Origin of the sequence: Halodesulfovibrio marinisediminis DSM 17456, from assembly GCF_900129975.1 — a bacterium.
GTDB lineage: Bacteria > Desulfobacterota > Desulfovibrionia > Desulfovibrionales > Desulfovibrionaceae > Halodesulfovibrio > Halodesulfovibrio marinisediminis.
Window position 1 is genome coordinate 391,211 of record NZ_FSRG01000004.1, and the last position, 25,277, is coordinate 416,487.

The window sequence follows — 25,277 nt, forward strand, 5'->3', positions numbered from 1 at the left end:
TCTCCTAGTATTGAACTGAAGGACTAAGTTGTTGTTGAAGGGATGAAACTGCGAGTGCGATGCTGCAAAGCACAGCAAGGATTTGGAAGAGAAGGGCATAGTTGAGAATTTTGCATTGCCCTTTAATGTGGTCGATGCCTTCTGTGAGCCACTGCTGTGCAATGGAGTAAAGACGGGCATCAAAGCCAGGAAGTGTGGAGTAGATGACAAGATCTTCGACGATTTCTTTGTCCGGAAACTCAAAACCGCTGTCGTCCAGTGCTTCGCCGAGACTTTTGCCGAGATTAAGCTGTGCGCGAAACGCATAGACGCGTTCTTTAAGCCATTTGTTTCGCTTGCTGGATTCCAGCATGTCATCCAGAACAACAGAGAGCTGCACGTTTGCTTTGAGCATAGTGGCTAACGTGAAAAGCCAGATAGATCCTTGAATCAACCTGTAGAGTGACCACGGCGGGAGCTTGTCGCATTTAATTCTGAGTTTTCCAGTGAAGTACGGAAAGGTGCTCAAAATGGATGCCAGAGAGCCGGCTACACTACACAACAATAAGCCCCCTGACGGCGAGCCGATAAACAAGGCAGCTGAGTAGAGAGTGGCTGCTGCACCGCGCCAGCTCGCAGGATCTACGATGAGCGAAAGCTGCGGGACAACGTAGTGCGCAAGAACCAGCATGAAAACGAGTAATAGGGAACAAAGCAGGATCGGATAGCTCAGTGCTTCGATAATGGCTTTGACAATTTTTTGCTTTGCTTCAATCAACCCGCAGGTCAGCTCAAGAGCATGAGGCAGATCGCCACCGTCCACACCACTTTTAATCAGCATGTATTCTGCATCAGGAATGAAACCATAGAAAGCGTCAGCCAGAGAGCCGCCACCCTGCATACGCAGAAGCGCTTCAGAGAAGATCATCTGTTGTGGATTACTTTTTCGGGCAAGCCGCTCATGCATGGTTTCGAGGGCATCGTTTAGGCTCAGTCCGTTCTCAGTCATCGCAGCAAGTTTTAGGTAAAACTTACGGCGAACTTTTCCGGAAAAGAACAGGGCGGAGATGATGCGCATTTTGTCAGACTGGGCAAACATTATTTGCCTCCGGCACCGGACATGCGGTTCAAGTCCTCTGCGTTGAAGCTGTAGTGCCCAAATGCTTTGTCGTAGTTAAGCGGAACGCCGAGTTTCTTTTCAACGGCTGTCGGGTCCACTTTTCCTTCACTAATGAGATCAAGAGCGTGCCCGACGTAGGACTTACCGTTCTGTTCGTTGATCCAATGTTTATGTGCGCCGATGAAGTCATTTTTACGCAGGTGCTCGAGCATGATGTAATCGGTTGCAATGACTTCAGCCACAACAGTCTGACTGACGATTCCCATGTTGTCGCAGTGCTCGCAGCCATTACCTTTGAAGTAGACGTTTTCAAGCTTGTCGGTGTCGATGACTTCCAACATGCGGTTAAAAACACCACGGGGAAGGATGCGCAGGCGCTCTGGATCATTCTCCGGTAGTTTCACGATCTCTGTGAACGGACGTTTGCAGTGCTCGCAAAGCACAGGCACCAGACGTTGGTTGATGAGTCCGGAGCAAATAGAATGATCACAAAGGTAGTTTCTTGGCTGGGCAATGCCGTAGTCAGTGAGCATTGTCGACAGCAGTGTAATGATGTTCAGCGCGCTTGATGCGTGGGTGGATGTCCAAATGCTGTGACCTGTCTGCGCAGCTCGCAGAACGGCCATGACGACTTCCGGATAACGCATTTCGCCGATCATCAAGCCGTCGATGTCTGAGCGCATCATGCCGCCAAGGGCAGCCCTGAAGAGAACAGCACGCTTTGCTTCATCTGTGTAGTCACTGACAAGACGGATCTGCTTCACGAGGTTCATGGTGAATTCCGGCGGATCTTCCAGAGACATGTAAGACTTGTCTCTGTTCTCAGCGGCAATGCTCTCCATGACATGTTTCATAGCAGTGGTTTTACCGGAACCAGTAGGGCCGGAGAAGATCACGCATCCCGAACGGGTTGAGAGGTACTTGAAGATTTCAATATGTTGCTCGGTGTAACCGAGAGTTCGCATACGTTCTTCAAGTGTACCTGTTGCTTCTGTAACGTCGTACAAGAGGCGCATAGCCATGAATGTGCCTTGCTTGTCTTTTGCCATTTCAGCTTGAAGCGGCTCAGTGTGCAGACGAACAGACTGGACATCAGCCGGCAAAAATTCACTTTTGAGTGTGGCGTCCTGTCGCTCAGTTTTACTGAAGTTGGAATCAGCTCCCTCAGTCATGGTGGTGTACATCGAGCTTAAAAGCTTATGACCCACGCCTTCCGGAAGCTGTTCGCGTTCTTCGAGCATTCCCATTCTACGGAACTGGATTGTGGTGAATGCGCCATAATCGGCAATGTGAATGTCGGATGCACCGACCTCACGGGCATCTTGCAGAATATTAACGGCCATGTTCTGAACCTCACTTTCACTGACGGCCTTCTTATTTTTCTTGTAGAGCTCGGCAAATTCCTTGATGGAGTGCCACTTGTTTTCCGTAAAGCCTTTGCGAGCTGCAAAGCTGAGGTAGGAGAGCAGCTCGTGGTCGTCTTTGGCCAGCGAGTCGGAAATATGCACCACACCATCAACGATGATGACGGTTCCTTTGAGGTTTTCAGGCATTGCGGAGTTCATGATTACTCCTTGAAAGGCAGGGTGATGACCCCGTTGGTAGTTTTAACTGTGACGCGATTATATGCGATCGAAGAAATGGTTCCGGACGAAAGTCTGTCTCCTGCAGAAACAGTGCGGACAGGTTTGCCTGTGCTCTGGAACTGAAGGGTTGCTGTCAGCTGGTCTTCAATTCCTTGAACTGAGAGGACGACAGGGGGAGTGCTTCGCTTTTTCGTTTTGGGACGAGGCAAGTGGTACACTTTAGGTGTGACCACAGGGCGGATCTCCTGATTCAAATCTTTGAGGCGTTTTTCCTTCTGAGCGATCTCAACTTTGACGTTGAGAATTTCCAGCTTTGATTTGAGAAAGTCGAGAGCGCTAAGGTGTGCTACTTTTTCAGGCGAAAGAGTAGGTTTGTTTGAATCGACTTTTTTGGTGTCTTTAGAGTTATCGACAATAGGCTTATCTATTTTTCCGTCGTTTTTTGATGCCTTTTCTTCTTTTTTTGCCTTTGGAGTAGAAAGAGACGGCTTTTTCTCTGTATTGTGGCCTGCCGCCTGTTGGGCGGCAGGTCTTTTCTCATTCCCGCTATTGAAAAGCTGGGTGAGCTGCTTTGTTGCTTTCTGTGCCTCTTCTTGCGTAGCAGGCTTAGCTTGAAGCTTCTTTTTTTCCTCTTTAGGAGCCGCATGAACTGTCGCTGCAAAGACGAAACAAAGCAGTAGGGCAAGTGTTGTGAGGTTAGTTTTTCGCATATAGTTCTCCCGTGATGGTCCATCCTTGTGGAAGGTAGGTGATGTGATTGATCACAACGCCAGGAAGGTCGTGAAGTGAGTTGAGAAGAGACTGGTCAGTAATGGCAGTGCTCGGGATTCCAGAAAGCGTCCACTTGCAGTGACGCCAAGGGGAAGTGAAGAACAAAGGCTTGCCAATGACATCACTTACTTTGTGAGTCTTCGGCTCTGACCAGGTTACGTTGATATGCGCCTGAGCTGCTGCTGTGAGCTGGTACAGTTTGCCCACAGCTTTCTTTTTTGGGAAAAGCTCTTTTGATGGGCGCTTGCATTCTATGTGGAGTGTATAAGACGAGACTGCCTTAGTCGGTGTTTTCGTATCCAACGAGGCAGGATCTCCAAACATCACCGGTGGGGCATCAAAGCGAGCACCTTTTGTGTGGTTCCATTCTGTCTTAAGTAACGGCGGTATTGTTTTCAGATCACATGTAGTGCTGTAGAGTGCCCAGCCATTGTTGTAGAGCGAAATGTTCTGCATTATCGGAAGACAAAGTGTTGCCACGTGAGCGACATCTGGAAACTGTTCCCATACCTTTGGGAAGAACTGCTCCGGAGCTTCTTCAAGCGCTTTACGTCTATCTAAAGCATTTTTAGCGTTCATCTGTTGCTGAATGCGTTTGAAGTCTGCAAGCTTTTGTTCTTCGTACTTTGTATAAGCCGAGTAACCGCCAACGAGAATGAGCAAGAAGATAATCAGCTTGAGTGAGGTAGGAATTCGTCGCTCTTCGACTGAACGTAGTCTCTGGGCAGGTTTTATGAGTCCTTTGAACTGTTCGGCAGTACCGTCTACCGTGTCAGTAAGGATTTCGGTTTCCCATTGTGAGATAGCGCGGAATCGCTTGAGATGGCTGTCTGCTTCTTCCAGAGACGTAAAAATAGCGTCGCCGTCAGCTAGCGGTTTACCGTCTTTTACTGCGCAAACCCACCAAAGTTGCTGTCCTTCAGACTCTTCAAGCAAGAAGCGTCCGAGCCATGTATCCGGTGTGCGATCAATAAGAGCGCAGACAAGAGAAGGGTAGGACTTAATCTTTCCTTCAAGGTTTCCAAGGCCGAACTGTGAGTTGCGAATAACGTAGCAGTTGAAGTGCTCTTCTTTAAATTCAGCAACCTGTTTACGGATGTGATCGAGCTGATCCCGTTTCTTGGTGCCATTGAGAACCTGCCACCAAAGCCCGACAGCATAGGCTCTGCCGTTGATTTTGATGCTAAGCATTTAAGTCTCCGGCACTTTCGACATCAATTGTGATCACAATGATGCGTTTTTCGCGCTGGGCGCTTTGACCAGCTGCAAGGATGTTCACCCCTTCAGATTCAATGCCTTTCTCCTGTTCAAAGCCTGCCAGAACAAGAGTCTGTCCCATGTTCATGCTGATTTGTTGAGCAAAGCTGCGAGTAGAAAGCTGTGGCAGCTGAATAGTCTGATCTCCAGACTTGAACTCCACAAGCTTGTCGAGAGAAGAAAGGGACACATTGCATTGCAGGATTACGCGTCGGCGGTCGAGGATGTGCGGGATTACAGCCATTGCAAACCCTGGGGAAACTTCCCCTGCTGTCAATTCAGTACTTGAAGTGTCGTTTGTCGTGGTAATTTTGGTGCCTGCCAGGTAAGCGATACGTCGATCGACCTGAACAGGTAGTGTCTGGTTGTTCATGCTGATGCCGCTGCCGGATGTGAGCAGTGTGGTGCGACCTTTCTTTTTAAGCGCACGAAGCACAGCTTCAGAGCCGTTCAGCTGGCTATTACCCAGAATTGTAGCGGTAAGAGAACCTGCTCCGTCCAAGAGCTGATAAGGGTTTGCGACGGTTGACGCTAATTTGATCCCAGAACCTTCAAGTAATACTTTAAGGTTTATTCCTGTGGATGTGTTGTCAGAAAGTTCAAGCGCCCAGACATGAACGCTGAGAGCAACCTGTTTGCCGAGCTTAGCATTGATGCTGTTGATGTACTTCTCAATGCGGCGCAGTGCGGGTGCTGTATCGGTTACTGTAATAGTCCCGCTGGATTTGCTCATTGAAACACTGCCGCGCTTTGACAGCATTGATTCAACGCCTTTTTTACATTCTGTCCATGCATCGGTTTTGTAGCGGCTTTTGCTTGTCTGGGATGTCTGTGAGGAAGATCCGGAAGCACTGGCAGCGTTGCCGGAATCGGAACTTTTTGACTCCGTGTTGTTCGTAATCGTGCCTTCAAACCCGACTTCACTCGGTGAGGTGAAGAGAGTGAAAGTCTTAACTTGCAGATATGAAAACTCTACGACTCCATTTTCATATTCCCAGCTCTGCCCGAAGTGCTGCCCTATGGTGTTCAGTAGGTTTTCAACTGTTCCATGATACGCCAGCGAAATTCGTTTAGGTTGCCTAACAATGCCTTCTTTGGAGTTAGACTGTGCCTTTTCATCAACAGAGTATTTGATTCCAAGGGGTACAATGTCTTGAATGGCATTTACAAGCTCAGGGAGAGTCCCCCTCGTGCGCAGAGTTATCTTTTTACTGAAGATGAATGGGAGAGCTGCACCTCGGTCGATCTTTACTGGATCAGCGCCGAGATAAGCTTGCTGGATGACTTGAATCGTTTGTGGCTGAACAGTTTGCTTCAGCTTTGCAGCCTGATGCTGAATGCGCGTCTGTGGCTCGTTGGGGGTATTCAGAGCGCACCCAGAGAGAACTGAAGTTATGAGGAGCAGTGTAATAAGAGCTTTTCGCATGCGTTAATCCTCCCGAACTTCGAGGACGGAGTTTTGTTGGTAAAGTGTGACTCGAAGAGAGTTACCGCTACGGTTCATACGGGTGAAAAGACGTTTAACTGCGCCATAGAAGCTTCCTTTGAATGTGGCATTTGCCTGCATTTCAAAGTCGTGCGCTGCTTTCCAGACGAGCTGGTACTTTGCCTTTTGTGCCCATTCAGAAAGCTGCTTTTTGAGACTTCCTGGTTGGATGTGCCAAGTGTGGTCTTCTGATGCTTCGTAAGGCTCAAGTTGGGCGCTGTTGGAGCTGACAAGGGTGAAAAGAGCTTCTGTGCTTGTAGCAACTCCTTGCTCAAAGAACCCTGCTTCAGAGCTGTAGCTGTAAATGTGGTTTACGCTGTAGCCGTCTGAAAACTTGAGGCGCAGGTAGCTGGCTTTTGTTTTCTGGTCAGGTGAAGCAATGGCATCCATCAGGTAAGAACATTGCAGCACCTCTATTTCCGGCTCTTCAGTAGAGTCTATGGAGAATCCTTTTTCGCGTAATTGCGCTTCAAAGAGTGACCCAAATTTGTCGAATTCTCTGTAGTGAAGCCCGATAGTTGTTCTTCCTGGCGGGTATCTGTCAGCAACTCTTTGTGCAGTCAGTTCCGCAAGTGACTGCATATGTTCTTCTGGAACATCTGACATTCCATTGTACGCTTGCCACGACTCCATGACAGGTCTGTGCGTCTTGGCAGCGCAGCCTGAAAGCAGGGCAAGTGCTAGCAGTAGCAAGACTGTGCGGCGTAGTGATAGAGAGATCATTTTTCCTCCTGCTTAAGGATTTTTATTTTTTGTTGGTTGGTGCCGACGCCGGCAATGAGCATTGCTTCTTCAAAAATCTCATCCACAATCAGACTGGTGTGTCTGCCTTTTGTCCGGACTCGGTAATTAACGAGTGCTTCTTGGCCGGCCTTCTCAACAAGCAAGACTGGTAGATCACTTTGTGACGCTTCTTGTGGCAGACGGATGACTGTTCGAGTCCCGTCGTTGTAGACTTGAAGCGGCTTCCAGTGGGCTTTTCCGGTCACGATATAACCAAAGTCGAGTGCAGATAGGTCAAGAACTGTGCCGGCTGTTGTTGGAGCCGTTTCCCATGTCTTTTTTCGAGCCTGTTCTGCGAACTGCTGTTGCAGTAGTCGGCGTTGATCTTCTGGATATTCAAAGCCGATGTACGGCGTGTAGTTCTTGCGGTTAGATACCAGTTTGATGTGGTAGACTCTCCGGTTTGTCGGGATGACTGCTGTGGTAACAAGACCGGTGTCTGTGGGCTTAAAGATGATGTGCACCTTTTCTCTACCTAGTTCGCCGGAACTCGTTGTTTGCCAACGCCAACGGGCTGTGTCTCCCAAGAGAACGTCCTTAACTATCTCGCCTTCCTGAAGCTCAAGATCTGACCCCATAAGGGGAGAGCAGATGATTGTGGGAAGGGTGGAGCCGAACACGTACATCAACTTTCCGCCGTTACTTAGGAATGGAGGCACGTTGTTGTTGATCCACTTCTTTGAAAGCTTCACCGCCTTCTTTTCCTTTTTGTTTAGCGGCACATTGACCGGACTGAGATAGTCTGGGAGCGGTGTTTCGTAGAGATCCTTCTCTGTAGCTTTTGTGTTGGCCATGTATTGGTATTGGGTGCCGGCTGACAGTCCTGTTGATGGAGACTGACGACCATCGATGAAGATTTTGTTCATCAGACCGGTTGAGGTTTGAGTTGCTGGAGGAAGTTGTCTGTTTGCCTGTAAAGCCTTGTTTGGCGGGCTGTCTTGGGGAAGTTGCTCTGCCATAACAGGAGCCGTAAATCCTGAAATTAGGTAAAGCGAAAGCAGTCCCCCTAAGATATAGGGATTCCACAGATTCATAGTATTCTCCTGAATCGTTATGTTTTAGCGTGTGTTACGAGCTAAGTAGCTTGCTCCAGGACAGAGCAGTGATGTGTACCCCTCCGGGGTTACGCATGATTTGAGTTTCAGATGTTGGAGGACTTTGGTGAATGCTGACTGTCGCCTCATAGGAAGCCTTGCCTAAGGCGACTCCAGAATGGTTGCGGGTTATCTCTTCCCACTCAATTCGCCAGCTTTCTTTGCTGACGGGAAGGGGAATGCCCTTTATTCGGACTTCAACAAGAACATCACGGGCGCGTTCATATGGGTTGTTTTCTTGATACCATCCGCCGACAGTACCTTTTGCAGAGCCGGTAACAAATGCAGAAAACTTTTTAATCATCTGCTTCTGTAAACCGAGATCCGCAGTAACGGTACGCCAGTTTACAATGCATTCTGCAATATTTGCCTGAATAACCGTTTGTGGAATGGTAGAGGCTTCAGCAGCAGGTTTTACACCTACAGCATTTCCAATTTTATCCACTTCAATGACGTATGGAACAACTTTATATTGTGTCGCTTGTATTACATTTCCAGCGATAGACAGAATGGCGATACAAAGTGATAAGAATGCTACTACCTGCCAGTTGCGCGCACGTTTGATGTAGCTTCCGTATCGTTCAAGCCATTCTTCACGGCCTCTTAAATATGGTGAGGAAGACATTTGAACCTCATTTTCTTATTTTGACCAATCATTTGATGGGTGTATGTTTTTATGCTTAGTCTGAAAACATATGGCTACTTTTTAACTAGTAGTATCTTTGAGGGTTAAATCGACAGCAGGGCTTTCATAGGGCTTATCTTCCATTGGTGGAGTAGAAGGGACTTCAGCACTGTTCATTAGATCTTGCAGTTCACTTTTTCCATGAATAGCGGAGCGGATATTTTGAACTCGTCCTTGTCCTCTTGTAGACATGGCCGCTGAACCAAGGTTTCGAGCCATGTGACCGGCTTTACTTAATCCACTCACACCGTCAGCGTTAGCCATTCCAGCCGCAGCTCGTGTTGCTTGAACTCCATCAAAGGTGTTGAAGCCTGAAGCTTTTATTGCTCCCATAGTAGCCATTGTGCCCATAGCAACTGTTGATGCTGCTGAGGTTATTGCTTGGCCCGTAGAGACGTGTGCGCCGTTAATAATTCCAGAGACAATGTCTGGAATACTCATCGTGAGTGCCAGCAGAACAATAGAGGCACCGATCAAGATGAAAAGGTCTTGTAGTAGGATTGTAGCGTTGCCGATGTCGTTGATGAAAGACGTTCCAAGGCTAATGAGGAGCTGCATTACAAAGAGTTTTGCCGCAACTCCAAGTGAATATCTTAAAAAGTTTGTTGCATAGCTGCGTGTTTGCTCCGCTCCGCCAAAACCAAGGAGGATTATGCCGGCGTTTAAAACGATATAGCTTTCGCATTTTACTAGGAGCATTTGTGCAGCAATTAAGGCAAAAGTAATGGCAATCGCGAGAGAACAGATTAGTAGCCCCAAGCTATCAACAGGTTTCATCAGGCTGATTTTATCTAGAATTTTAAAAATTAACTTCATTCCAACAACAAAAACAGTGCTTGGATCTGCCGGAGGAGCATTGAGTTCTGTTGCTATTCCAGAAAGGCCAGAAATAAGCATGTTTGCCCACTCTGTATAATATTTTAAAACTGCAAGCATTAAACATGTAAAAAAGATAAGCCTGATGAAATTGACAAGTACACTTTTGAAGTCTTCTTGTTTTAGAATTGAAGTAATTCCCATCCATGCAATGCTGCCAATGAGTAATATGCGGAAAAGAGAAAGTGCATGTGCTTCTATTACAGGCTGCCATGCAGAGGCTTTCTGTTGAAACTGGAAAGCTATTTCTGAAAGAACATTGGCGTTTTGTTGTGCTGCAAAGGTGACTTTTGGATGAAAGAGTAATAAAGTCAAAAACGTTAGTACGATATGTGTGCTCGTGAGTTTTTTCATACTGTTGCCTTATAACTGATTGACTGGAGATGGTGTTGTGAAGAATGTACTTGTAGCTATTTTAATAACATTCATGTGCATGATTCTTTTAGGTTGCACAGAAGAAAAAGTAGATGAAAATACTAGAACACCTGAGCAAGAGAAGGCTTATAAAGAGCTTTTTAACTCAGATTCAAAGAGCTATTTTGAAAAAGAATCCAAACCAGTGACGACTAATAATTTTTAAAAGTTATTAGATGTAACGGGCTTTTGTGGTGCAGAAAAATATGATTCAGGGTTGGGGTTGAACAGACTTCGTCTTGCTTCTTCTTGCACCTGCTCAATTTTCTCTCTTTTTTGTGTCTTAGCCATTTCTTGTTGAAGATAAGTGGCCATGAGCGCGCGGGTTTCCTGCGCCTCTTTTATTTGTATTGCTGCAAGCTTATTCCCTGCCTGAATTGCTTCCATTCTTCCCTTTGGAGTTGAAAGAAGATCACGAATGTGGGCTTCCAGCTCTCCATTTTCTCGCAGATCAGCGAGCTGATTTCCTGTTAACTTGAAAGTTGCTTCAGCTGCTCGATCAACTTCACCAGACCATCGGTCCCACATATCTGAATAGTTTTTCGTGCCTTCCGCAGTGCGGACGACACCTCGTAGTGCGGACTGTTTGGCATAAAATGTGTTGTACAAGTCTTTCATTGTATTAATTTCGCCAGTTCGTGCGGAAATTCTTTCTACATATCCAGAGAGCCTATTGAAATCACCAACCATTCTATTCATGGTGTTCACAGGCAGAGAGACAGTGTTGTGAACCATATTGGCGTATTGTTCGATATTTTGTTGCACCATACGAATTTGTTGCGCTGTTTGCTGAACGCTCTCACCGTATTCCTTCCAAAGAGCTTTCAGCTGATTCATGTTTGTTACGCGATCTAATAGTTGCACGAAGTTGTTTGAACAATTTGTACAATAAACAGTTCGGGCGTGTGCTTGGGAAAAGGAAATGATACTCAGGAGTAAGGCGATTATAAGAAATGTTGTAGAACGCATGTTAGTTCTCCTTTAGCCATTCATTAGGCCAAGATTGGCCGTGAAGCTTTTCTAGTTCCTTAATTCGCGAAATGCTGTCTTTGTCTGACGCTCCAACAAATGCCAATGCTGTTTTCCCAAGCGCTAAGTTAATGAGTCTGTTACCTTCAGGAGACATCACGTAGTAATCGCGTTTCGGGGTGGCTAGAGCGACGATTTCAAGCTGCTTCGAGTTCAACCCCATGCTGATGTACAAGTCGCGCTGTGTGTCCTGTCTCGCCGTCACGTTAGGCAATAGAACCTTTGTCGGACATGACTCCACTAGGACATCTAGAATTCCTGAATTTGCTGCATCTGAAAGGGACTGTGTAGCCAGCACCACAGCACAATTGGATTTACGCAGAACTTTCAGCCATTCTCTGATTTTTTCTCTAAAAACAGGATGTCCGAGCATTATCCATGCTTCGTCGAGAATGAGTAGTGAAGGTTGTCCGCTGAAAGACTTTTCGATTTGGTGAAACACATAAAGAAGAACGGGAATGAGGTTTTTATCTCCAAGGTTCATGAGTTCTTCGACTTCAAATACAGTGAGGTTTGAAAGTCCCAGAGAGTCCTTTTGTGCATCGAGTAAACGCCCCATTGCACCTTTGATGGTGTAGTGCTTGATTGCTTCCTTAACTTCAGAATCCTGAACGGCGTGATAAAAGTCTGAGAGTGAGCGTAAAGAAGAGGGTTTTTCTTGCAGGAGAACAATTGCGTCATGAATTGCACTGCGATGTACCGGTAGAATCTTTAGCCCTTGCATAGTGCAACAGGTTGCAATCCAGTCTTCAGCCCAGTTCCTTTCGTTAGCGGAATCAATATTGCTGAGTGGACAAAACGCAAGAGTAGAGCCTTCTCCACCAATCTCATAATGAGTCCCTCCCGCAGCGCTGCAAAGTGGATACATAGACATGCCCTTGTCGAACGCATAGATCGTTGCATTGGGGTAACGTCTGAACTGTGCCGCAATGATACCAAGCAGAGTTGATTTACCGGAACCAGTTGGGCCGAAGACTAATGAGTGCCCGATATCTCCAGTATGGAGGTTAAACCTGAATGGAGTATAGCCGTCGGTGGTGCAGTACATGAGTGGCGGTGACTCTGGGGGATAAAAAGGACAAGGATTGGTATCTGTTCCAGCCCATATCGACGAAAGAGGTAAAAAGTCTGCAAGGTTCAGCGTGTTAATTAACGGGCGGCGGACATTCGCATAGGTGTTACCAGGATGTGATCCGAACCATGCTTCAAGAGCATTTACTGTTTCTATTCTACACCCGAAACCTAGCGGTCCAAGTTTACGGCGTAATAATCGTAATCCTTCTTTGATATTTTCAGGATCTTCATCGTCTAAAATGATTGTTGCCGTGTAGAATCCTGATCCGACAACGCCACCTTGAACCGATGTAGCAGCTTGCTCCGCATCTTCAGTCATTAACAATGCGTCACGGTTTACGCGAGCTTGAGGGTTGCTGAACATGGCATCCCAAAATTTGATTTTTAACTGATTCCAGGTCTTGCGATATTTTGTGATCTCATCAAGTGCGTCCATCTGATCAAGTAAGATGAAACGAGTTGAGAAACGGAAAGAAACTGGCAGATGATCCAGACATGCGAGCATGGAAGGCCAGCTCTTAGCGGGTAATGTGTCCAAAGATAAGACACCAAGAGTTTTGTCACCAATTTTAGGGGCAACGCCACCTGTTAAATCAGCCCCGCTTAGGAGCGCATCTAGGTACATCTGTGTTTCAGTTAGAGCTACAGGTGTATTTTCAGTAGTGACGCACTCTCTGAGGAAGGAAAGAAGTCTTGAAAAAACTCTAACAGACCCGTCTTCAGATTCTTCCGTGTAATCTGAAAGACGATCTAGGTAGAGCACTGTACTCAAAGCATCCTCAATTTCAGCAATCGTCGTTTTAAAATGAAGAATGCTCTTTTCAAGCTCATTTTGCTGTTGAGTGATTTCATTCTTGCTGTACGCAAGCTTTTTCAGTTTTTCAGCCGAAGACTCGGGACGATAAGAAGCAGTCAGGGTGTTCTTAGTAGCGAAACCACCATGGTTCTCAAAAATGTTTCTTCGTTCAAGCTCAATTGCTTTCGTTATGCTGTCTGGAAAGTAGCTTCTTTCTTGTTGAGGGTATTCTGTTGCAGGAACTCGCTGGGCGTTGATGTTGATAGTCCATCCAGTCCCTAACTCCTTAAATGCATTCGACACGCGTGAACTAATCGCAGCCAGTTCCTCTGGTGTACTTGAGGCAGTATCTTGCCCATAAAAACTCCAGCCAGCGAGCAGAGCGCCATCTTTGCACATAATGATGCCGTTATCGACAAGAACAGCATATGGAATTATGTCTGCCAGGCTGCGATCTTTATGACGGAATTCTTTTAGAGAAAGCATCGATTATCCTTTCCAAACGTTATGTTGCCAAGGTGTCCCTTTAGCTTCGTAGAAATCTTGCATTCTGATGTGCCTACGCCAGACAAGAGACATCTGCGGATCAGCTTTTGCCATCTGGCGTAGAACAAAAACAGAAACGATCCATAATCCAAGACCTACGAGTGCAGAGGGGAGGGTGAACCCGCCAATACCAATAAGGAAAGAAAGCAAACCAGACGACATGACGAGGTCACGCTCTGCACCTAGCACTAATGTGTGACGGTGTAAGGATTGATGGACAGGAATGACACGCATTAGACGAGCGCTCCAGAGAACGAGAAGAGTGAATCAACAATGTTTGCAGCGAAGGCGATGAATGAGATCCCGAATACAACGCTAAGAAGCATTTTGAAACCGCCCATTGGATCTTCACGTTTCCAGATGAGCATCCCGCCAGAGGTGGCCATTGCGAAGATTGCGATCCAACGCCCGACAGGGCCGGTGATTGTACCAACGACTTTCTCAAATGGATCATTGAAATCGCTGATTGCATTTGAAGCATGAGCGGTGTCCGGAAGTATGATTGCAACGGTAATCGCTACTAGAAAGAAAAATTTAATATTGCTGCGGTTCATAGTAGAGGTATTCCTTTGTGTACTTGTGGGTGCAGGTGTCAAAGCCCGCTACGTCCATAATTTCAGTGACCTTACGACAGCTCTTTGTGTTTGCCTTAGTGATGTAAATAACAGTGTCTATTGCGCTTCCAATGACCTCTGACAGTGGAGAGACTGACTTACGTCTGACTAAAGTCTCAAGGCGCTGGAGAGCATCAAAAGCGGAGTCGGCGTGGAGTGTGGATATGCCTCCCGGATGTCCTGTGTTCCAGGCTTCCAGTAAACCCAATGCAGCCTCGTCACGTATTTCTCCAACAACTATTCGGTCAGGGCGAAGGCGAAGAGTGTCCTCAATTTGTGATGTCATTGGAAACTCTTTTGTCGCTTTTAGACGGACAGTGTTTCTACTTTGGCTTTGCAACTCATATGTATCTTCAAGTAAAAAAAGCCTGTCATCTGGGCTTATTTGACTGAGCGAGTGAATGATCGCGTTGGTCAAAGTGGTTTTTCCTGACCCTGTTCCTCCAGCAATGAGGATGTTCCGTTTACATCTGAGCAGTTCTTCAATCGTTGATTTGACGTCCTCTGTGATGATTCTGCTGGCAACATATTCATCTAACGTGAAAACACGTTCTGCCTTTTTTCGAATGCTGAACATTGGAGCAGGGGTGTTTGGGGGAAGCTGCCCTTGAAAACGGTGACCTCCGATTGGGAATTCGCCTGCCACGCTTGTGTTTTTACGGTTTGCTGTTAATTCCAGAGAGCTTGCGACAAGGGATATGATGAGCTCACCTTCTCGGGCTGTTAGGGTATCTTCATGCTCCATTGGTTCACCAAAACGTTCGATCCAGACTTTACCGTCTGGATTCAACATGATTTCTCCTACGGTCGGATCTTCCAACGCACTACAGGTGACATCGCCCAGACTATGTCTAAGATTCGCGAGAAGACGTTTTTGATCTTCATCTATTAAGGTATCCATTATGCTCTCCCCAAAAGGTACCAACCGAGCCAGCCAAGAAATAAACAGACTGAAATGAGACAGGTGCAAAGAGAAACTGCTGAGTAAAGCCGGTTAGTTTTAGTAAAGTCAGTCATGGATTGTTTGAAATCTGCCATCGCATCAATGTTGTTACGAATGGTTCCTTGAATAGCGCGATCCAAAAGCTCATCCGTGCTTTGCTTCACTTTGTCGGCGTAGTAAGTGGAGTTGCTTGCCATGAACTTTTCTATGGCTGCTTGATGACGTTTAAGTGTGGAGTCGTATTCCATCTGAAACATTTCAAACATACTTGCGACCATCAGGATCGGGTCGTCCTCGCTTAATGGCTGACCATGCTTTTCGATTAGGGCATGACGGATATTTTCCATTGTGAGCTTGGCAGGTTCTTGCTTTGCATCATCTTCCATTAGAACTCCAATAAGCCGGCTTTATCCATTTCAGCTTTGATTTCAGCCCAGTATTTTTTGATTCTGTGGCGTTGCATAGTCGGCATGTCAGAGGCCGCCACTTCACGAAATGTCATGCGTTGGTTTAAAACATGAATTAAATCCTGCCCAAATGTGCTCGGGTTTTTTATTGGGAGTTGAACGACCGATTCGAACCGATGAATATTGTTTTTGTATATTTTGAAGTCGCTGAAGGGGATGCCATTATGAACAATGTTTCCGAAGTAGGGATTGAGCCAGAGTACAATTGGTGTGTCAGGAAATGCTTTAAGAAGTTGCTTGAGTCCATCGAGAGTGTCATGCATAGCCTGACCGCCAGTAACTACGCTATGAAGTCGCAAGTTATGCGGAGTTTCGTCTCGCAGGTACTCAGTAATGACGTTTTCGGCCATGTAGGAGCCTAGAGGGACAAAGGTGGCAGCACCATTATCGACGACCATTTGAGAAATGTTATCTTCAGGGAGCTTTTCAATGCGGTCCATCAGCTTATCAAAGCATCGCTGGTTGATGTTGTCCCCTTCCATAATTTCGATAATATCTGCCTGAAGTGCATCATAACCGGCAAATGTTGTGTTTACTGGGTCAGTATCAATGCAAGTGATTGGATAGTCGTATTCTATGAAATACTGAGCGAGGAGGCTCGCAACTAGACTTTTGCCAACTCCGCCTTTGCCTTGAAGTACCATGTTTACAGTAGCCATTTGTTTTCCTTGTTTTTAAATGAGTTCTTCATCTGAGTTTTTCTTTTTGAAGCTGTTGGCTTCAACAACACCTAAAACTCGCTCTTCTGTTGGGATAGATGAACCCTTTGTTTGCGCTGGTTGTGATTCCATATCCCTAGCTTTTTCTTTTTGGGGAGTTGGAAAAGATCGTTTTACACCCTTTCGTAATAGTTGAGTGAAGCGTCCATACCCCATGGTTATTTTACCTTTTTCTCGAAGTACCTCATGTGCCCCGATAATGGTGTAACCAGCAGCAAGGAGCTTATCGATTTCGGGTTTACAAGCGATGAACTCGACTCTTGCAAATCCAAGCCGCTTTTTAGACATGCATTACCTCCATAGTTTTACTAATAGACAACGCTGTGTATTCTTTAACGAATGTGCTTAGAACGAATGGAAGATTTCGTTCCGGCATTCGGGAAAGACTTGATATGCCTCCATGAGAATCAATAACTTCTTTTGTGACAGGATCATCGATTGGTACGGGGTAGCCTTTTATGGCATCTCGAATATGTTTAAGCTGCATTGCAGCTTTAATTTCCAGTTCTTGCTTTTGAGATGTTTTATTTCGCTGAGAATCTCCAGCTGGATCTGCAAAGGGCTGGTCTGTCCAACGATGTTCACGCAGCCAACGTTCCAAGTTCGGTATCATTCCACGTTTCCAGCGACTATCTTTTGCAATATGTTCTTTGATTGAAGAGATAATTACAGAGAGTTCTGGAAGCTGTTTATGCTTAAAAAGCTGATTCCAGCGGGTTTGTGCTGGAGCTTTTCCTTGTTTAAGAGGAAATAGCTCCCATACAGCTTCGAAGCTTGAACTAAGATCTTCAAAGAAGGGGGACGCGGGGCGAGATGGGGTCTGGCCCCGTGCGTCCATGAGTGAGGTAGGAATGGAATGGTTCCTGGGGGAATCAGGAAGAGTAGAAGAGAAAGAAGATACCTTCTCCCCGGATACGTTTTGTTTTGTTTTAGTGGCTAGACTAGTCGCTGTTGTTTGTGGGGGGATATGGGGGGTAGTCTTGTTACTTTGTTTTAATCTTTTGTTCTTATTATCATTATATGGAAGTGCAGATGTTGCGTAGTCCATACGCAATGTTTGCGTACCCCCTAGGCAATTCTTGCTTGCCTCTGCGCAAGGTTTGCACTGATCTGCACCTTTGTCGTGCAAACCTTGGCAAGAGGCTGGTGCTGATGAAATATGTTGAAGCTCTGAAGCTTCAGAGGATTGATGAGCGATAGGAGAGGTAACAAGGTTCAAGTTGTTCTGCGCTAAAAGAACGTCTGAAAGATCTTCTGGAATAATAAAGCGGTACGTGGTTCGAGGGTAGTCACCAAAGAAAACCTTAGAGACTTCAATAAGGTTGTTTCTTTTCAGTTCACCAACATATTTAACAATGCTACGTAAAGAGCATCCCAACTCGCTAGCAAGGTAGCGTTGTGTTGGCCACGCAACTCCGTCATCGTTAGCGCATTGTAATAGGCGGCCATAAGTGAGCTTTGCGCCCATAGTAATTGTTGCAAGACGTTGTACCCAATTTGGAACAGGGGAGAATGCATTTTCGCATTTTTTTGTAAAAAACTTTTTCATATCAGCACCTTGTTGGCGCTAGAAAAAAGGCAATAGGGTAGTGCAGACCGCTTGACACGGTTTTTCCCTTGGGCTAGTGTCCCTTTATCGATGGTTGGGGACAAACCCGACTGCTAAGGGTGAATTTGCAGATTCACCCTTTTTCTTTTTTCAAGCGTATGTTTTCTAGTACGTTCCTTTCAAAAAATCTTTTCAATTCCACTTAGTGCATTAGTTAAACGCAGGGACGTTTACACCTGGCTCACTTGCCCAGATCGCTTGCGCCATGAATTCTGCATTGCAGATAGCGTCGCTTTCTTCAGCGGCTCTCTTCAAATGTGGCTGTGGCATATTCTCTGGACCGATCCAGCCAGCTTCTTTGAGTTCACGTAAAAATTTCTTTGCAAAAGCCTCTTGTGTTCCCATACGTTTTGCGATTTCTTTAGGATTGAGCATTGCTGTGTAGTCTTTTGCTTTTACAAGGGTTCCGAGTGTCGCAAATGCGAGCTTGGCTCCGATCGAAATGTCTCGACGAACGAGAATCCAGTCGGGCAAGAAAACGCAAACATTGATATTGATTGGTTCTGTAATAGTGTGTTCTTGCATAACAACCTCTCCAGTGTTTTTGGTCTAAAGACGTGACAGTTTGCTCCGCTTAAGTTCTTCAAGCAGAGTTACTAGTTGATTTTGGACATGTGTTGGCTTTACGAATCGGACGGGCTTTTCAGCTTTTCGGAAAAGAGCTATATCTAGTTGAACTTGAGTGCATTCTGAAGTGCCTTCAAGGTCGACAACTAAAAGAGCATCAGCCCATGAGTGAAGTGATTCGGCTTGATGACGAATCTTTTCCCATGCGGAAAGAGCCCACTCTTCATAAGAAGTTGTAGGAAAGGATGTGTGCTGTAAAATAATTGGGTGACCGAGAAGGACAGGTGAGAATATAAGTTCACCTGATGCAATGACTTGGCTGGCTAGTTGTGCAGCAACGTCGAATTGCTCACGGCAAATAGATTTATCTGAATAGGTGTAGGGGCAGGTTAGATAAATGTTGAGCACGCCTCTCTCCGTATCTTACTGAATAAGCTTGATTAAACTTATTTATACGGGAGCAGACGCCTCCTAAGCGGTATGTGACGCAGGCATTTCGCGGGCAGGAAAATGGCTGTAGCTTTATGCGTCAGTTAAAAACGCAGTGTGTTAAGCGCACAACCAAGGCAATACGCAATCGGAATTTTTCTGTGATGTCTGCCGAGACAAAGCGTGACCTGCATGAGCGGGCCGTCAAAAGTGCTTTGCGTCCGGGGCAGATAACCCCGAAGGATATTGTAGAGAAGCAGCTTGAGCTCATATCATTTCCGGACATTTATTATGAGATTGTCCGTGAGCTGGAGTTTCCGTTTACAACATCACGTCGACTTGCAGGGATTGTTTCAAAAGATACAGGTCTGGCAGCCCGTATCCTTAAGTTGGTAAACAGTCCGTTCTACGGATTTCCATCTCGTATTGAGAGTATCGAACGCGCATTGACGATTCTTGGTTCGAACGAGCTTACGACGCTGACATTAGGTTTGGCTGTTGTGCACAGCTTTTCCGGTGTGCCCGAGACTGTATTTACTGTTCAGGATTTTTGGGAATATGCAATTTCCTGTGGTATTTTGTCTCGACTGCTTGGTGCACATTGCGCGGACTTGATGGAAGAACGTTTGTTTGTTGGCGGGTTGTTGCAGCCTGTTGGTATGCTGCTTATGATAAGCTATGATCCAGCATCCATGTGTAAGGCTGTGTTGCTAAGCCGTAAAAAGGGTGTATCCATGCCGGTTGCGGAGCGTGCTATTTTCGGATTTAACCATGCCGAGGTCGGTGCCGCGTTACTTGAGTCATGGAATATTCCGGATACACTGACAAATATTGTTCGCCATTGTTATACCCCGATGTCATCTCCGCTGCCGGTAGATTCCAGTATTGTGCATCTGGCAACAACTATGGCGACTGGTTTGCGTAGAAAAGATTTCTGCACTTTTTATATGCCGGACTTTTTTCCGGCTGCATTGGAAGAAACAAAAATTCCTCCTTCAGCACTTGTGCCTATTCTTACCCAATATGATAGGCAGTTTGCAGATACACACGAGATTTTGACCGACGGTATGTAGTCAGGCGGGTGTTGCAGCCTTAGTGTAGCTGGTGTAATTCAAGTAGGGAGAGGCAGCGGATTGTGTATGCACAGTTTACGAGTTGCCGTGGGTTGAGAGCCGGAGAGTGCGTGCTTTTCGGCTGATGAAGTCGTACTTATAAGCAAAGTTGGGTGAGATGGTAGAGCATGAAGCATTTGTTTCTCCAGACAAAAACAATACACCGGAGAACCGGCAAGCGTTGTTGAAAATTCTGGAGGCAGCAACAGGGATGGGGCATTTTGGGTATCGGTTAAGTGAAGTAGCTGATGTTTCAAGTATGCTGTCTGAGATTGCTGCCAATGTAGAGGCTATCCACCCGTTCAAGACGAAGGCGTTTTTGCTTGTGGATGAAGACTCGCATGACTTTGTTATGTCATGGTGTTCTTCTAAAACAGATGAAGAGCGTATAATGGACGCCTGTCGTCAGCTTATGGAAGATCATACTTTTTCATGGGCGCTTCGTCGTAACCACCCTACAACGGTTACAGCAGAAGGGCTTGGTGAGCTCCTGCTGCATCCGTTGCAGACATCTTCCGGTCCCGTCGGTATGTTTGTTGGGATTTTGCCGGATAGCAAACCTGCTGAGGATGTATCCTATTATCTCCTTTCCATGACGCTTGTTGCAGCAAGTATTGCCATTGAAAACTTTTTCCTTCTTAAGCAGCTTTCAGAAAGCAACAGCGCGCTGGAAGAAAAGGTTGCCAGCCGAACAGAAGAATTGAGCGCTTCTAACAGGCAACTAAGGCGCACACTTCAGGAAAAAGCAACATACAAGCAACATCTGGAATTATTATTCTCTTCCATGCAGGATGTGATGATTTCTGTTGATCCAGAACTTACTGTGCAGAGTATTAACCGCGCGGGCGAAGAGTTGTTCAGGGTCAAGCAGGAAGATGTTGTGGGTAAACTGTTGCCGCAGGTTATGCCAGACCTTGCATTACGTTGTGATGAGTTTTTCCATGATGTGCTTTCCTACGGTGAACGTATTGTAGAAGAGCGCGTTGAGCTGTTGTTGGATTCTGATGCGCGGCATATCTTTATGATCAACTGCTCTCCATTTGCGTCCGGTGCCGAAGGGCAGCGTGGTGCCATGCTGATGCTGCGTGATATTACCCGCCTTGTTTCTCTTGAAGAACAGCTGCAGGAACGACGTTCTTTTAAAAATATTATTGGTACCAGCAAGAGTATGCTTAACGTGTACTCCATGCTCGAAAACCTTGTTGATCTTGATACCACCGTTCTCGTGACCGGTGAGTCAGGCACAGGTAAAGAGCTTGTAGCTGAAGCACTGCACCACAACGGTCCTCGCGCAAACGGACCGCTTGTTCGAGTTAACTGTTCTGCGTTGTCAGAAAACTTGTTGGAAAGTGAACTGTTCGGTCATGTGCGTGGAGCATTTACTGGTGCTACCAAAGATAAGATAGGTCGTTTTGAAGCCGCAGAGGGCGGTACTATTTTCCTTGATGAAATCGGGGATGTTTCTCTCCGTATTCAGGTGTTATTACTCAGATTCCTTGAGTCTCATGAGTTTGAGCGTGTGGGTGATACCGTAACTCGCAAAGCTAACGTGCGTATTGTAGCAGCCACCAACGCAGATCTACAGCAGCGTGTGGCGCAGGGAGTCTTCCGCTCAGACCTGTTTTACAGGCTGAATGTCATGAATGTACACCTTCCACCGTTGCGTGAGCGTCTTGATGACATGGCATTGCTGGTGCAGTATTTCATTGATATGTTTAATGACACGTTAGGTGTTTCTATTACCGGTGTGTCAGAACAGGTTATGCAAGTCTTCATGAATCATTCGTGGCCGGGAAATATTCGAGAATTGAAGCATACTATCGAGCATGCCTCTATTCTTGCCCGAACAGGGCGGATTACACCGGATCATCTTCCTGTTCAGATTTTGGGTGCAGACCCACTTTCCAGTTCTGATGTTGTTCGTCATCCACCTTATGGTGGAGGGCGTGGCGCTTCGTATGGTTCTCATTATTCTCCTCAGCCGCTCATTAGTCCAAATGCCTACATGCCATCTGCAGTGCAGCAGGTGCGTGTTCCTTGCCATACTGTTACCGCTGAAGAAGTACAGGCGGCTATAGCCTCAGCCAATGGTAATAAAACAGCAGCAGCAAAGTTACTTGGGATGGGCAGGGCTACATTATATCGTAAGCTCAAGGAGCTTGGTTTGGGTTAATAGTTATTCGGCTATACATCTCAACTGTCTCAACCTGTTTCAAAGCGTCTCGTGATACGTCTCACGAGACGCTTTTTTGTTCTGTTTAAAAAAATGCCCTAGTTTATAACTGATTGAAAATATAATATTTATTACGGGATTGGGAAGTTGGCACTGTGCTTGCTAATGTAAAAGTACAGTCCGAGCTTGTCACAATGCAACAGTTGACAACGAGACAGAAATTTCGGTCAGCAGTATCCTATACGATACTGTACTACGCCTGAAGGTGCAGAACCTTCTGACGGTCTTGGGGAAAAGATCGTTAAGAGCCTCGCTGGGGAATAGCTTGGTTCATGGAAGGTTTTGCACACACTGTCTGCATCTGATGGTGCAGATCGGGGGATAGCCGGGTGAGGATGAAATCCTCATCGGGGCATGGGGGGGTATAGTACTCAATACTATACATTAAATAAGAGCAGGTTATGTCCCGCTCTGTTTCGCAGAAAAACCTATTAGGTTTTATGACTGCGGGGGAAGCTGATGGACGGCATAACCTGCCACAGTGGATGCGACTTACTGCGAGAATGTTATTCGGCTTAATGGCCGCTAGTGAGTGCTATAGAAAAGGCTGAGTATTTGTCTCAATACTCAGCTTTTTCTATTACCAGAGTTTGAGTATCTTATAATCAAAGAATTTTTTGCCACTCTTCGCTGGTGAAATCTGAGCACAACCGTGCGTTACGCCCGCCGGTGTGCTCGCTAATTGGTAATATATCTGCATACTGAATAGTCTTTCCTGAGTGCAAATTGTGTTGGCTGTATGCAAACTATGTTGTCAAAAAAAATACACTGACAGATGGTATCATCCGTCAGTGTATTTTTTTATCCAAGGGGAGGAATGTCATGAGTCTTTTTGTGCATTCGTTGAGCAAAGGCACGCAATCGGTGCATTTCAACATGTGAGTATCAGCTGGACACGATTGAATTATGCTGATTGCGTCCTTTGTCTCCGGGAAGAGCGGGAATATTTGCTGAAAGTTAGCTTCCAGTAAGCTCGGAGCGTCCCTCTACGAGTTCGGAGATGACACTTGGGTCGGCCAACGTGGATGTGTCACCAAAATCTCCGGTGCTTCCAGAAGCAATTTTCCGCAAAATTCTTCGCATAATTTTACCACTTCGGGTTTTTGGCAGTTCTTCTGCAAACTGCAATACTTCCGGTGTAGCAATCGGGCCAATTTCTTTTCGTACCCATGTGCGAAGTTGTGCACGTAATTCTTCAGTTTCTTCTTCATCTGCTTTCAAGGTAACGTAGGCGTAAATGCTTTCTCCTTTTACAGGGTGCGGCATACCTACTACAGCCGCTTCAGCAACTGCCGGATGGGCAACCAGAGCTGATTCAATTTCAGCAGTACCCATACGGTGTCCGGATACGTTGATAACATCATCAAGACGTCCCATAATCCAGAAGTAGCCGTCGCTGTCTACGCGTGCACCGTCACCGGATTCATACATTCCAGGGAAGCGTTCAAAATACGTGCTCTTGTAACGTTCAGGGTCCCCGAATACTCCGCGAAGCATTCCCGGCCAAGGTTTACGAATGACGAGATGACCGCCTTCGTTTGGTTCGGCATCTGTTCCGTCAGGGCGCACTATTCGTGCGTCAATGCCCGGAAGCGGCAGTGTTGCAGACCCCGGTTTAAGCGGGGTTGCAAAAGGAAGAGCCGCAATCATAATACCGCCGGTTTCTGTTTGCCACCATGTGTCAACGATAGGGGTTTCCCCTTTACCGATGTGTTCATGGTACCACATCCATGCTTCAGGGTTGATCGGTTCACCAACACTTCCCAGTACCCGCAGTGAGGAGAGGTCGTGGCGTTGGGTCCACTCCTGTCCTTCGCGCATAAGAGCACGGATAACTGTTGGTGCTGTGTAAAAAACTGTTACGCCGAACTTTTCTACGATGCTCCAGAAGCGGTCAGGGCTAGGATAGCTTGGAACACCTTCGAACATAACTGTTGTGGCACCGAGGGATAGCGGGCCATACACGATGTATGAATGACCGGTAATCCAGCCGATATCAGCGGTACACCAGTACACGTCGGATTCCTGAATATCAAAAACCCACTGTGAGGTGTGTGCTGTATAGGTGAGATAACCACCGGTTGTATGCACTACGCCTTTTGGCTTACCAGTTGATCCGCTTGTGTAGAGAATGAACAGCGGATCTTCTGATTCCATTGGCTCGCATTCACAGAACGGTTTAATATCCGGCTGCTGCATAGCTGTATGCCACCAGATGTCCCGTTCTTCCTGCCATTCCAATTTGCCTTGTTCAGCAATGCCTGCACGGTCAACTACGATTAAATGTTCAACGCTCGGGCAGGATTTAAGTGCTTCGTCAGCATTTGCTTTAAGGGGAATTACACGACCGGAGCGTAATACAGCATCTGCAGTAACAAGCACTTTTGCTTGACAGTCCATTACGCGGCTTTGAAGGCTGAGGGCAGAAAAGCCTGCAAAAACAATGGAGTGTACAGCGCCAATGCGAACACAGGCAAGCATGGCAATGGTTAATTCCGGAATCATAGGCATGTACAAGGATACACGGTCGCCTTTGCCTACGCCGTACTTTTTTAATACGTTAGCAAACTTACATACTTGCTCATGGAGCTCCTGATAGGTGTATGTAATAACATCCCCTTCCGGCTCCCCTTGCCAGATGAGGGCTTTTTTGTCCTTACGTCCAAGTTCCAGATGCCTGTCGAGGCAGTTATGGGCAACATTCAGGGTACCGCCGGAGAACCAGCGGATGTCTGGAGTGTCCATGTCTGCTTCAAGCACACTGGTAAACGGGGAGAACCAGTCCAATAACTCATTTGTACGTTCCGCCCAGAAGCCTTCATTGTCCTCCATGGAACGTTTGTACTGTCGCTCATATTCTTTCAGGGACTGGATATGAGTGCCAGCTTTGGGAGTTGAAGGGGTGAACAGGCGTTCCTCTTCTTGCATGGAAATGATGTTATGTTGGCTCATAGTGTTCTCCTCGAAATAATTGGTTGCAGTATATGACAGAATCTTCCCGATGCTTCTGCATCATATCCTGACCAGAAAATTTTTATGTTCCGGTTGTGGCGGGCACTGGTGCTGCAAGGATAGTGCTCGCCACAAC

At 46.4% G+C, this 25,277-nt stretch carries 24 protein-coding genes; 3 read left to right on the top strand and 21 right to left on the bottom strand.

Annotation, left to right across the window (positions count from 1 at the left end; genetic code table 11):
• Positions 1-4: 4 nt before the first annotated feature.
• The 9 genes from BUR09_RS06325 to trbL all read right to left on the bottom strand — a co-directional run bounded on the left by BUR09_RS06325 (position 5) and on the right by trbL (position 9,991).
• The gene (locus BUR09_RS06325; RefSeq protein WP_074216101.1) at positions 5-1,078 is read right to left on the bottom strand and encodes a type II secretion system F family protein; all 1,074 of its coding nucleotides are present in this window, start codon (positions 1,076-1,078) and stop codon (positions 5-7) included.
• Positions 1,078-2,664, bottom strand: a complete 1,587-nt coding sequence (locus BUR09_RS06330) for an ATPase, T2SS/T4P/T4SS family (RefSeq protein ID WP_074216102.1) — start codon at positions 2,662-2,664, stop codon at positions 1,078-1,080. Before BUR09_RS06330 ends, BUR09_RS06325 begins: the two co-directional genes overlap by 1 nt.
• 2 nt (positions 2,665-2,666) lie before the next feature.
• Positions 2,667-3,395 (bottom strand): hypothetical protein, encoded by a 729-nt coding sequence (locus tag BUR09_RS06335; RefSeq protein ID WP_074216103.1) that lies wholly within the window; start codon positions 3,393-3,395, stop codon positions 2,667-2,669.
• Positions 3,382-4,647, bottom strand: a complete 1,266-nt coding sequence (pilO2, locus tag BUR09_RS06340; RefSeq protein ID WP_074216104.1) for a type 4b pilus protein PilO2 — start codon at positions 4,645-4,647, stop codon at positions 3,382-3,384. The genes BUR09_RS06335 and pilO2 overlap by 14 nt, the downstream gene beginning before the upstream one ends.
• Complete coding sequence (locus BUR09_RS06345; protein ID WP_074216105.1) at positions 4,640-6,139, bottom strand: hypothetical protein; 1,500 nt, start codon at positions 6,137-6,139, stop codon at positions 4,640-4,642. Before BUR09_RS06345 ends, pilO2 begins: the two co-directional genes overlap by 8 nt.
• A gap of 3 nt (positions 6,140-6,142) precedes the next feature.
• Complete coding sequence (locus BUR09_RS06350) at positions 6,143-6,922, bottom strand: TcpQ domain-containing protein (protein ID WP_074216106.1); 780 nt, start codon at positions 6,920-6,922, stop codon at positions 6,143-6,145.
• Positions 6,919-8,016, bottom strand: a complete 1,098-nt coding sequence (trbG, locus tag BUR09_RS06355) for a P-type conjugative transfer protein TrbG (protein ID WP_074216107.1) — start codon at positions 8,014-8,016, stop codon at positions 6,919-6,921. Before trbG ends, BUR09_RS06350 begins: the two co-directional genes overlap by 4 nt.
• A gap of 34 nt (positions 8,017-8,050) precedes the next feature.
• A complete protein-coding gene (locus tag BUR09_RS06360) occupies positions 8,051-8,701 on the bottom strand; it encodes a type IV secretion system protein (protein ID WP_074216108.1) in 651 nt (216 codons plus the stop codon).
• Between the two features lie 81 nt (positions 8,702-8,782).
• The gene (gene trbL / locus BUR09_RS06365; RefSeq protein ID WP_074216109.1) at positions 8,783-9,991 is read right to left on the bottom strand and encodes a P-type conjugative transfer protein TrbL; all 1,209 of its coding nucleotides are present in this window, start codon (positions 9,989-9,991) and stop codon (positions 8,783-8,785) included.
• Positions 9,992-10,028: 37 nt separating this feature from the next.
• On the opposite strand from trbL, the gene BUR09_RS06370 reads away from it, so the two are divergent.
• Entirely contained in the window at positions 10,029-10,217 is a 189-nt protein-coding gene (locus BUR09_RS06370; protein ID WP_074216110.1) for a hypothetical protein, read from the top strand.
• Here the strand turns inward: BUR09_RS06370 and trbJ are convergent.
• The 11 genes from trbJ to BUR09_RS06420 form a co-directional block, all read right to left on the bottom strand.
• Positions 10,214-11,020, bottom strand: a complete 807-nt coding sequence (gene trbJ / locus BUR09_RS06375; RefSeq protein WP_074216111.1) for a P-type conjugative transfer protein TrbJ — start codon at positions 11,018-11,020, stop codon at positions 10,214-10,216. The two genes, BUR09_RS06370 and trbJ, sit on opposite strands and share 4 nt — an antisense overlap.
• A 1-nt stretch (position 11,021) precedes the next feature.
• Positions 11,022-13,436 carry a VirB4 family type IV secretion/conjugal transfer ATPase gene (locus tag BUR09_RS06380; RefSeq protein WP_084539358.1) on the bottom strand — a complete coding sequence of 805 codons (2,415 nt, stop codon included), beginning with the start codon at positions 13,434-13,436 and terminating at the stop codon, positions 11,022-11,024.
• A gap of 3 nt (positions 13,437-13,439) precedes the next feature.
• Positions 13,440-13,730 carry a conjugal transfer protein TrbD gene (trbD, locus tag BUR09_RS16970; protein ID WP_084539359.1) on the bottom strand — a complete coding sequence of 97 codons (291 nt, stop codon included), beginning with the start codon at positions 13,728-13,730 and terminating at the stop codon, positions 13,440-13,442.
• Complete coding sequence (locus tag BUR09_RS06385; RefSeq protein WP_074216112.1) at positions 13,730-14,050, bottom strand: TrbC/VirB2 family protein; 321 nt, start codon at positions 14,048-14,050, stop codon at positions 13,730-13,732. Before BUR09_RS06385 ends, trbD begins: the two co-directional genes overlap by 1 nt.
• On the bottom strand, positions 14,031-15,011 hold the full coding sequence (gene trbB / locus BUR09_RS06390) for a P-type conjugative transfer ATPase TrbB (RefSeq protein ID WP_074216113.1): 981 nt from the start codon (positions 15,009-15,011) through the stop codon (positions 14,031-14,033). The genes BUR09_RS06385 and trbB overlap by 20 nt, the downstream gene beginning before the upstream one ends.
• Positions 15,011-15,439 (bottom strand): hypothetical protein, encoded by a 429-nt coding sequence (locus BUR09_RS06395; RefSeq protein ID WP_074216114.1) that lies wholly within the window; start codon positions 15,437-15,439, stop codon positions 15,011-15,013. Before BUR09_RS06395 ends, trbB begins: the two co-directional genes overlap by 1 nt.
• Entirely contained in the window at positions 15,439-16,179 is a 741-nt protein-coding gene (locus BUR09_RS06400) for a nucleotide-binding protein (RefSeq protein ID WP_074216115.1), read from the bottom strand. The genes BUR09_RS06395 and BUR09_RS06400 overlap by 1 nt, the downstream gene beginning before the upstream one ends.
• A gap of 15 nt (positions 16,180-16,194) precedes the next feature.
• Positions 16,195-16,527: a TraK family protein gene (locus BUR09_RS06405; RefSeq protein ID WP_074216116.1), complete on the bottom strand. Its 333-nt coding sequence runs from the start codon at positions 16,525-16,527 to the stop codon at positions 16,195-16,197.
• Entirely contained in the window at positions 16,520-17,788 is a 1,269-nt protein-coding gene (locus BUR09_RS06410) for a helix-turn-helix domain-containing protein (protein WP_074216117.1), read from the bottom strand. Before BUR09_RS06410 ends, BUR09_RS06405 begins: the two co-directional genes overlap by 8 nt.
• 210 nt (positions 17,789-17,998) lie before the next feature.
• On the bottom strand, positions 17,999-18,373 hold the full coding sequence (locus BUR09_RS06415; RefSeq protein ID WP_074216118.1) for an Rrf2 family transcriptional regulator: 375 nt from the start codon (positions 18,371-18,373) through the stop codon (positions 17,999-18,001).
• Positions 18,374-18,397: 24 nt separating this feature from the next.
• Positions 18,398-18,823, bottom strand: a complete 426-nt coding sequence (locus BUR09_RS06420; RefSeq protein WP_074216119.1) for a DUF1937 family protein — start codon at positions 18,821-18,823, stop codon at positions 18,398-18,400.
• A 185-nt stretch (positions 18,824-19,008) separates the two neighbouring features.
• Between BUR09_RS06420 and BUR09_RS06425 the strand changes: the two genes are divergently transcribed.
• On the top strand, positions 19,009-19,917 hold the full coding sequence (locus BUR09_RS06425; RefSeq protein ID WP_175565994.1) for an HDOD domain-containing protein: 909 nt from the start codon (positions 19,009-19,011) through the stop codon (positions 19,915-19,917).
• A 157-nt stretch (positions 19,918-20,074) separates the two neighbouring features.
• The gene (locus tag BUR09_RS06430; protein ID WP_074216121.1) at positions 20,075-22,129 is read left to right on the top strand and encodes a sigma 54-interacting transcriptional regulator; all 2,055 of its coding nucleotides are present in this window, start codon (positions 20,075-20,077) and stop codon (positions 22,127-22,129) included.
• 1,017 nt (positions 22,130-23,146) lie between these two features.
• Here the strand turns inward: BUR09_RS06430 and acs are convergent.
• A complete protein-coding gene (gene acs, locus BUR09_RS06435) occupies positions 23,147-25,141 on the bottom strand; it encodes an acetate--CoA ligase (RefSeq protein ID WP_074216122.1) in 1,995 nt (664 codons plus the stop codon).
• Positions 25,142-25,277: the final 136 nt, after the last annotated feature.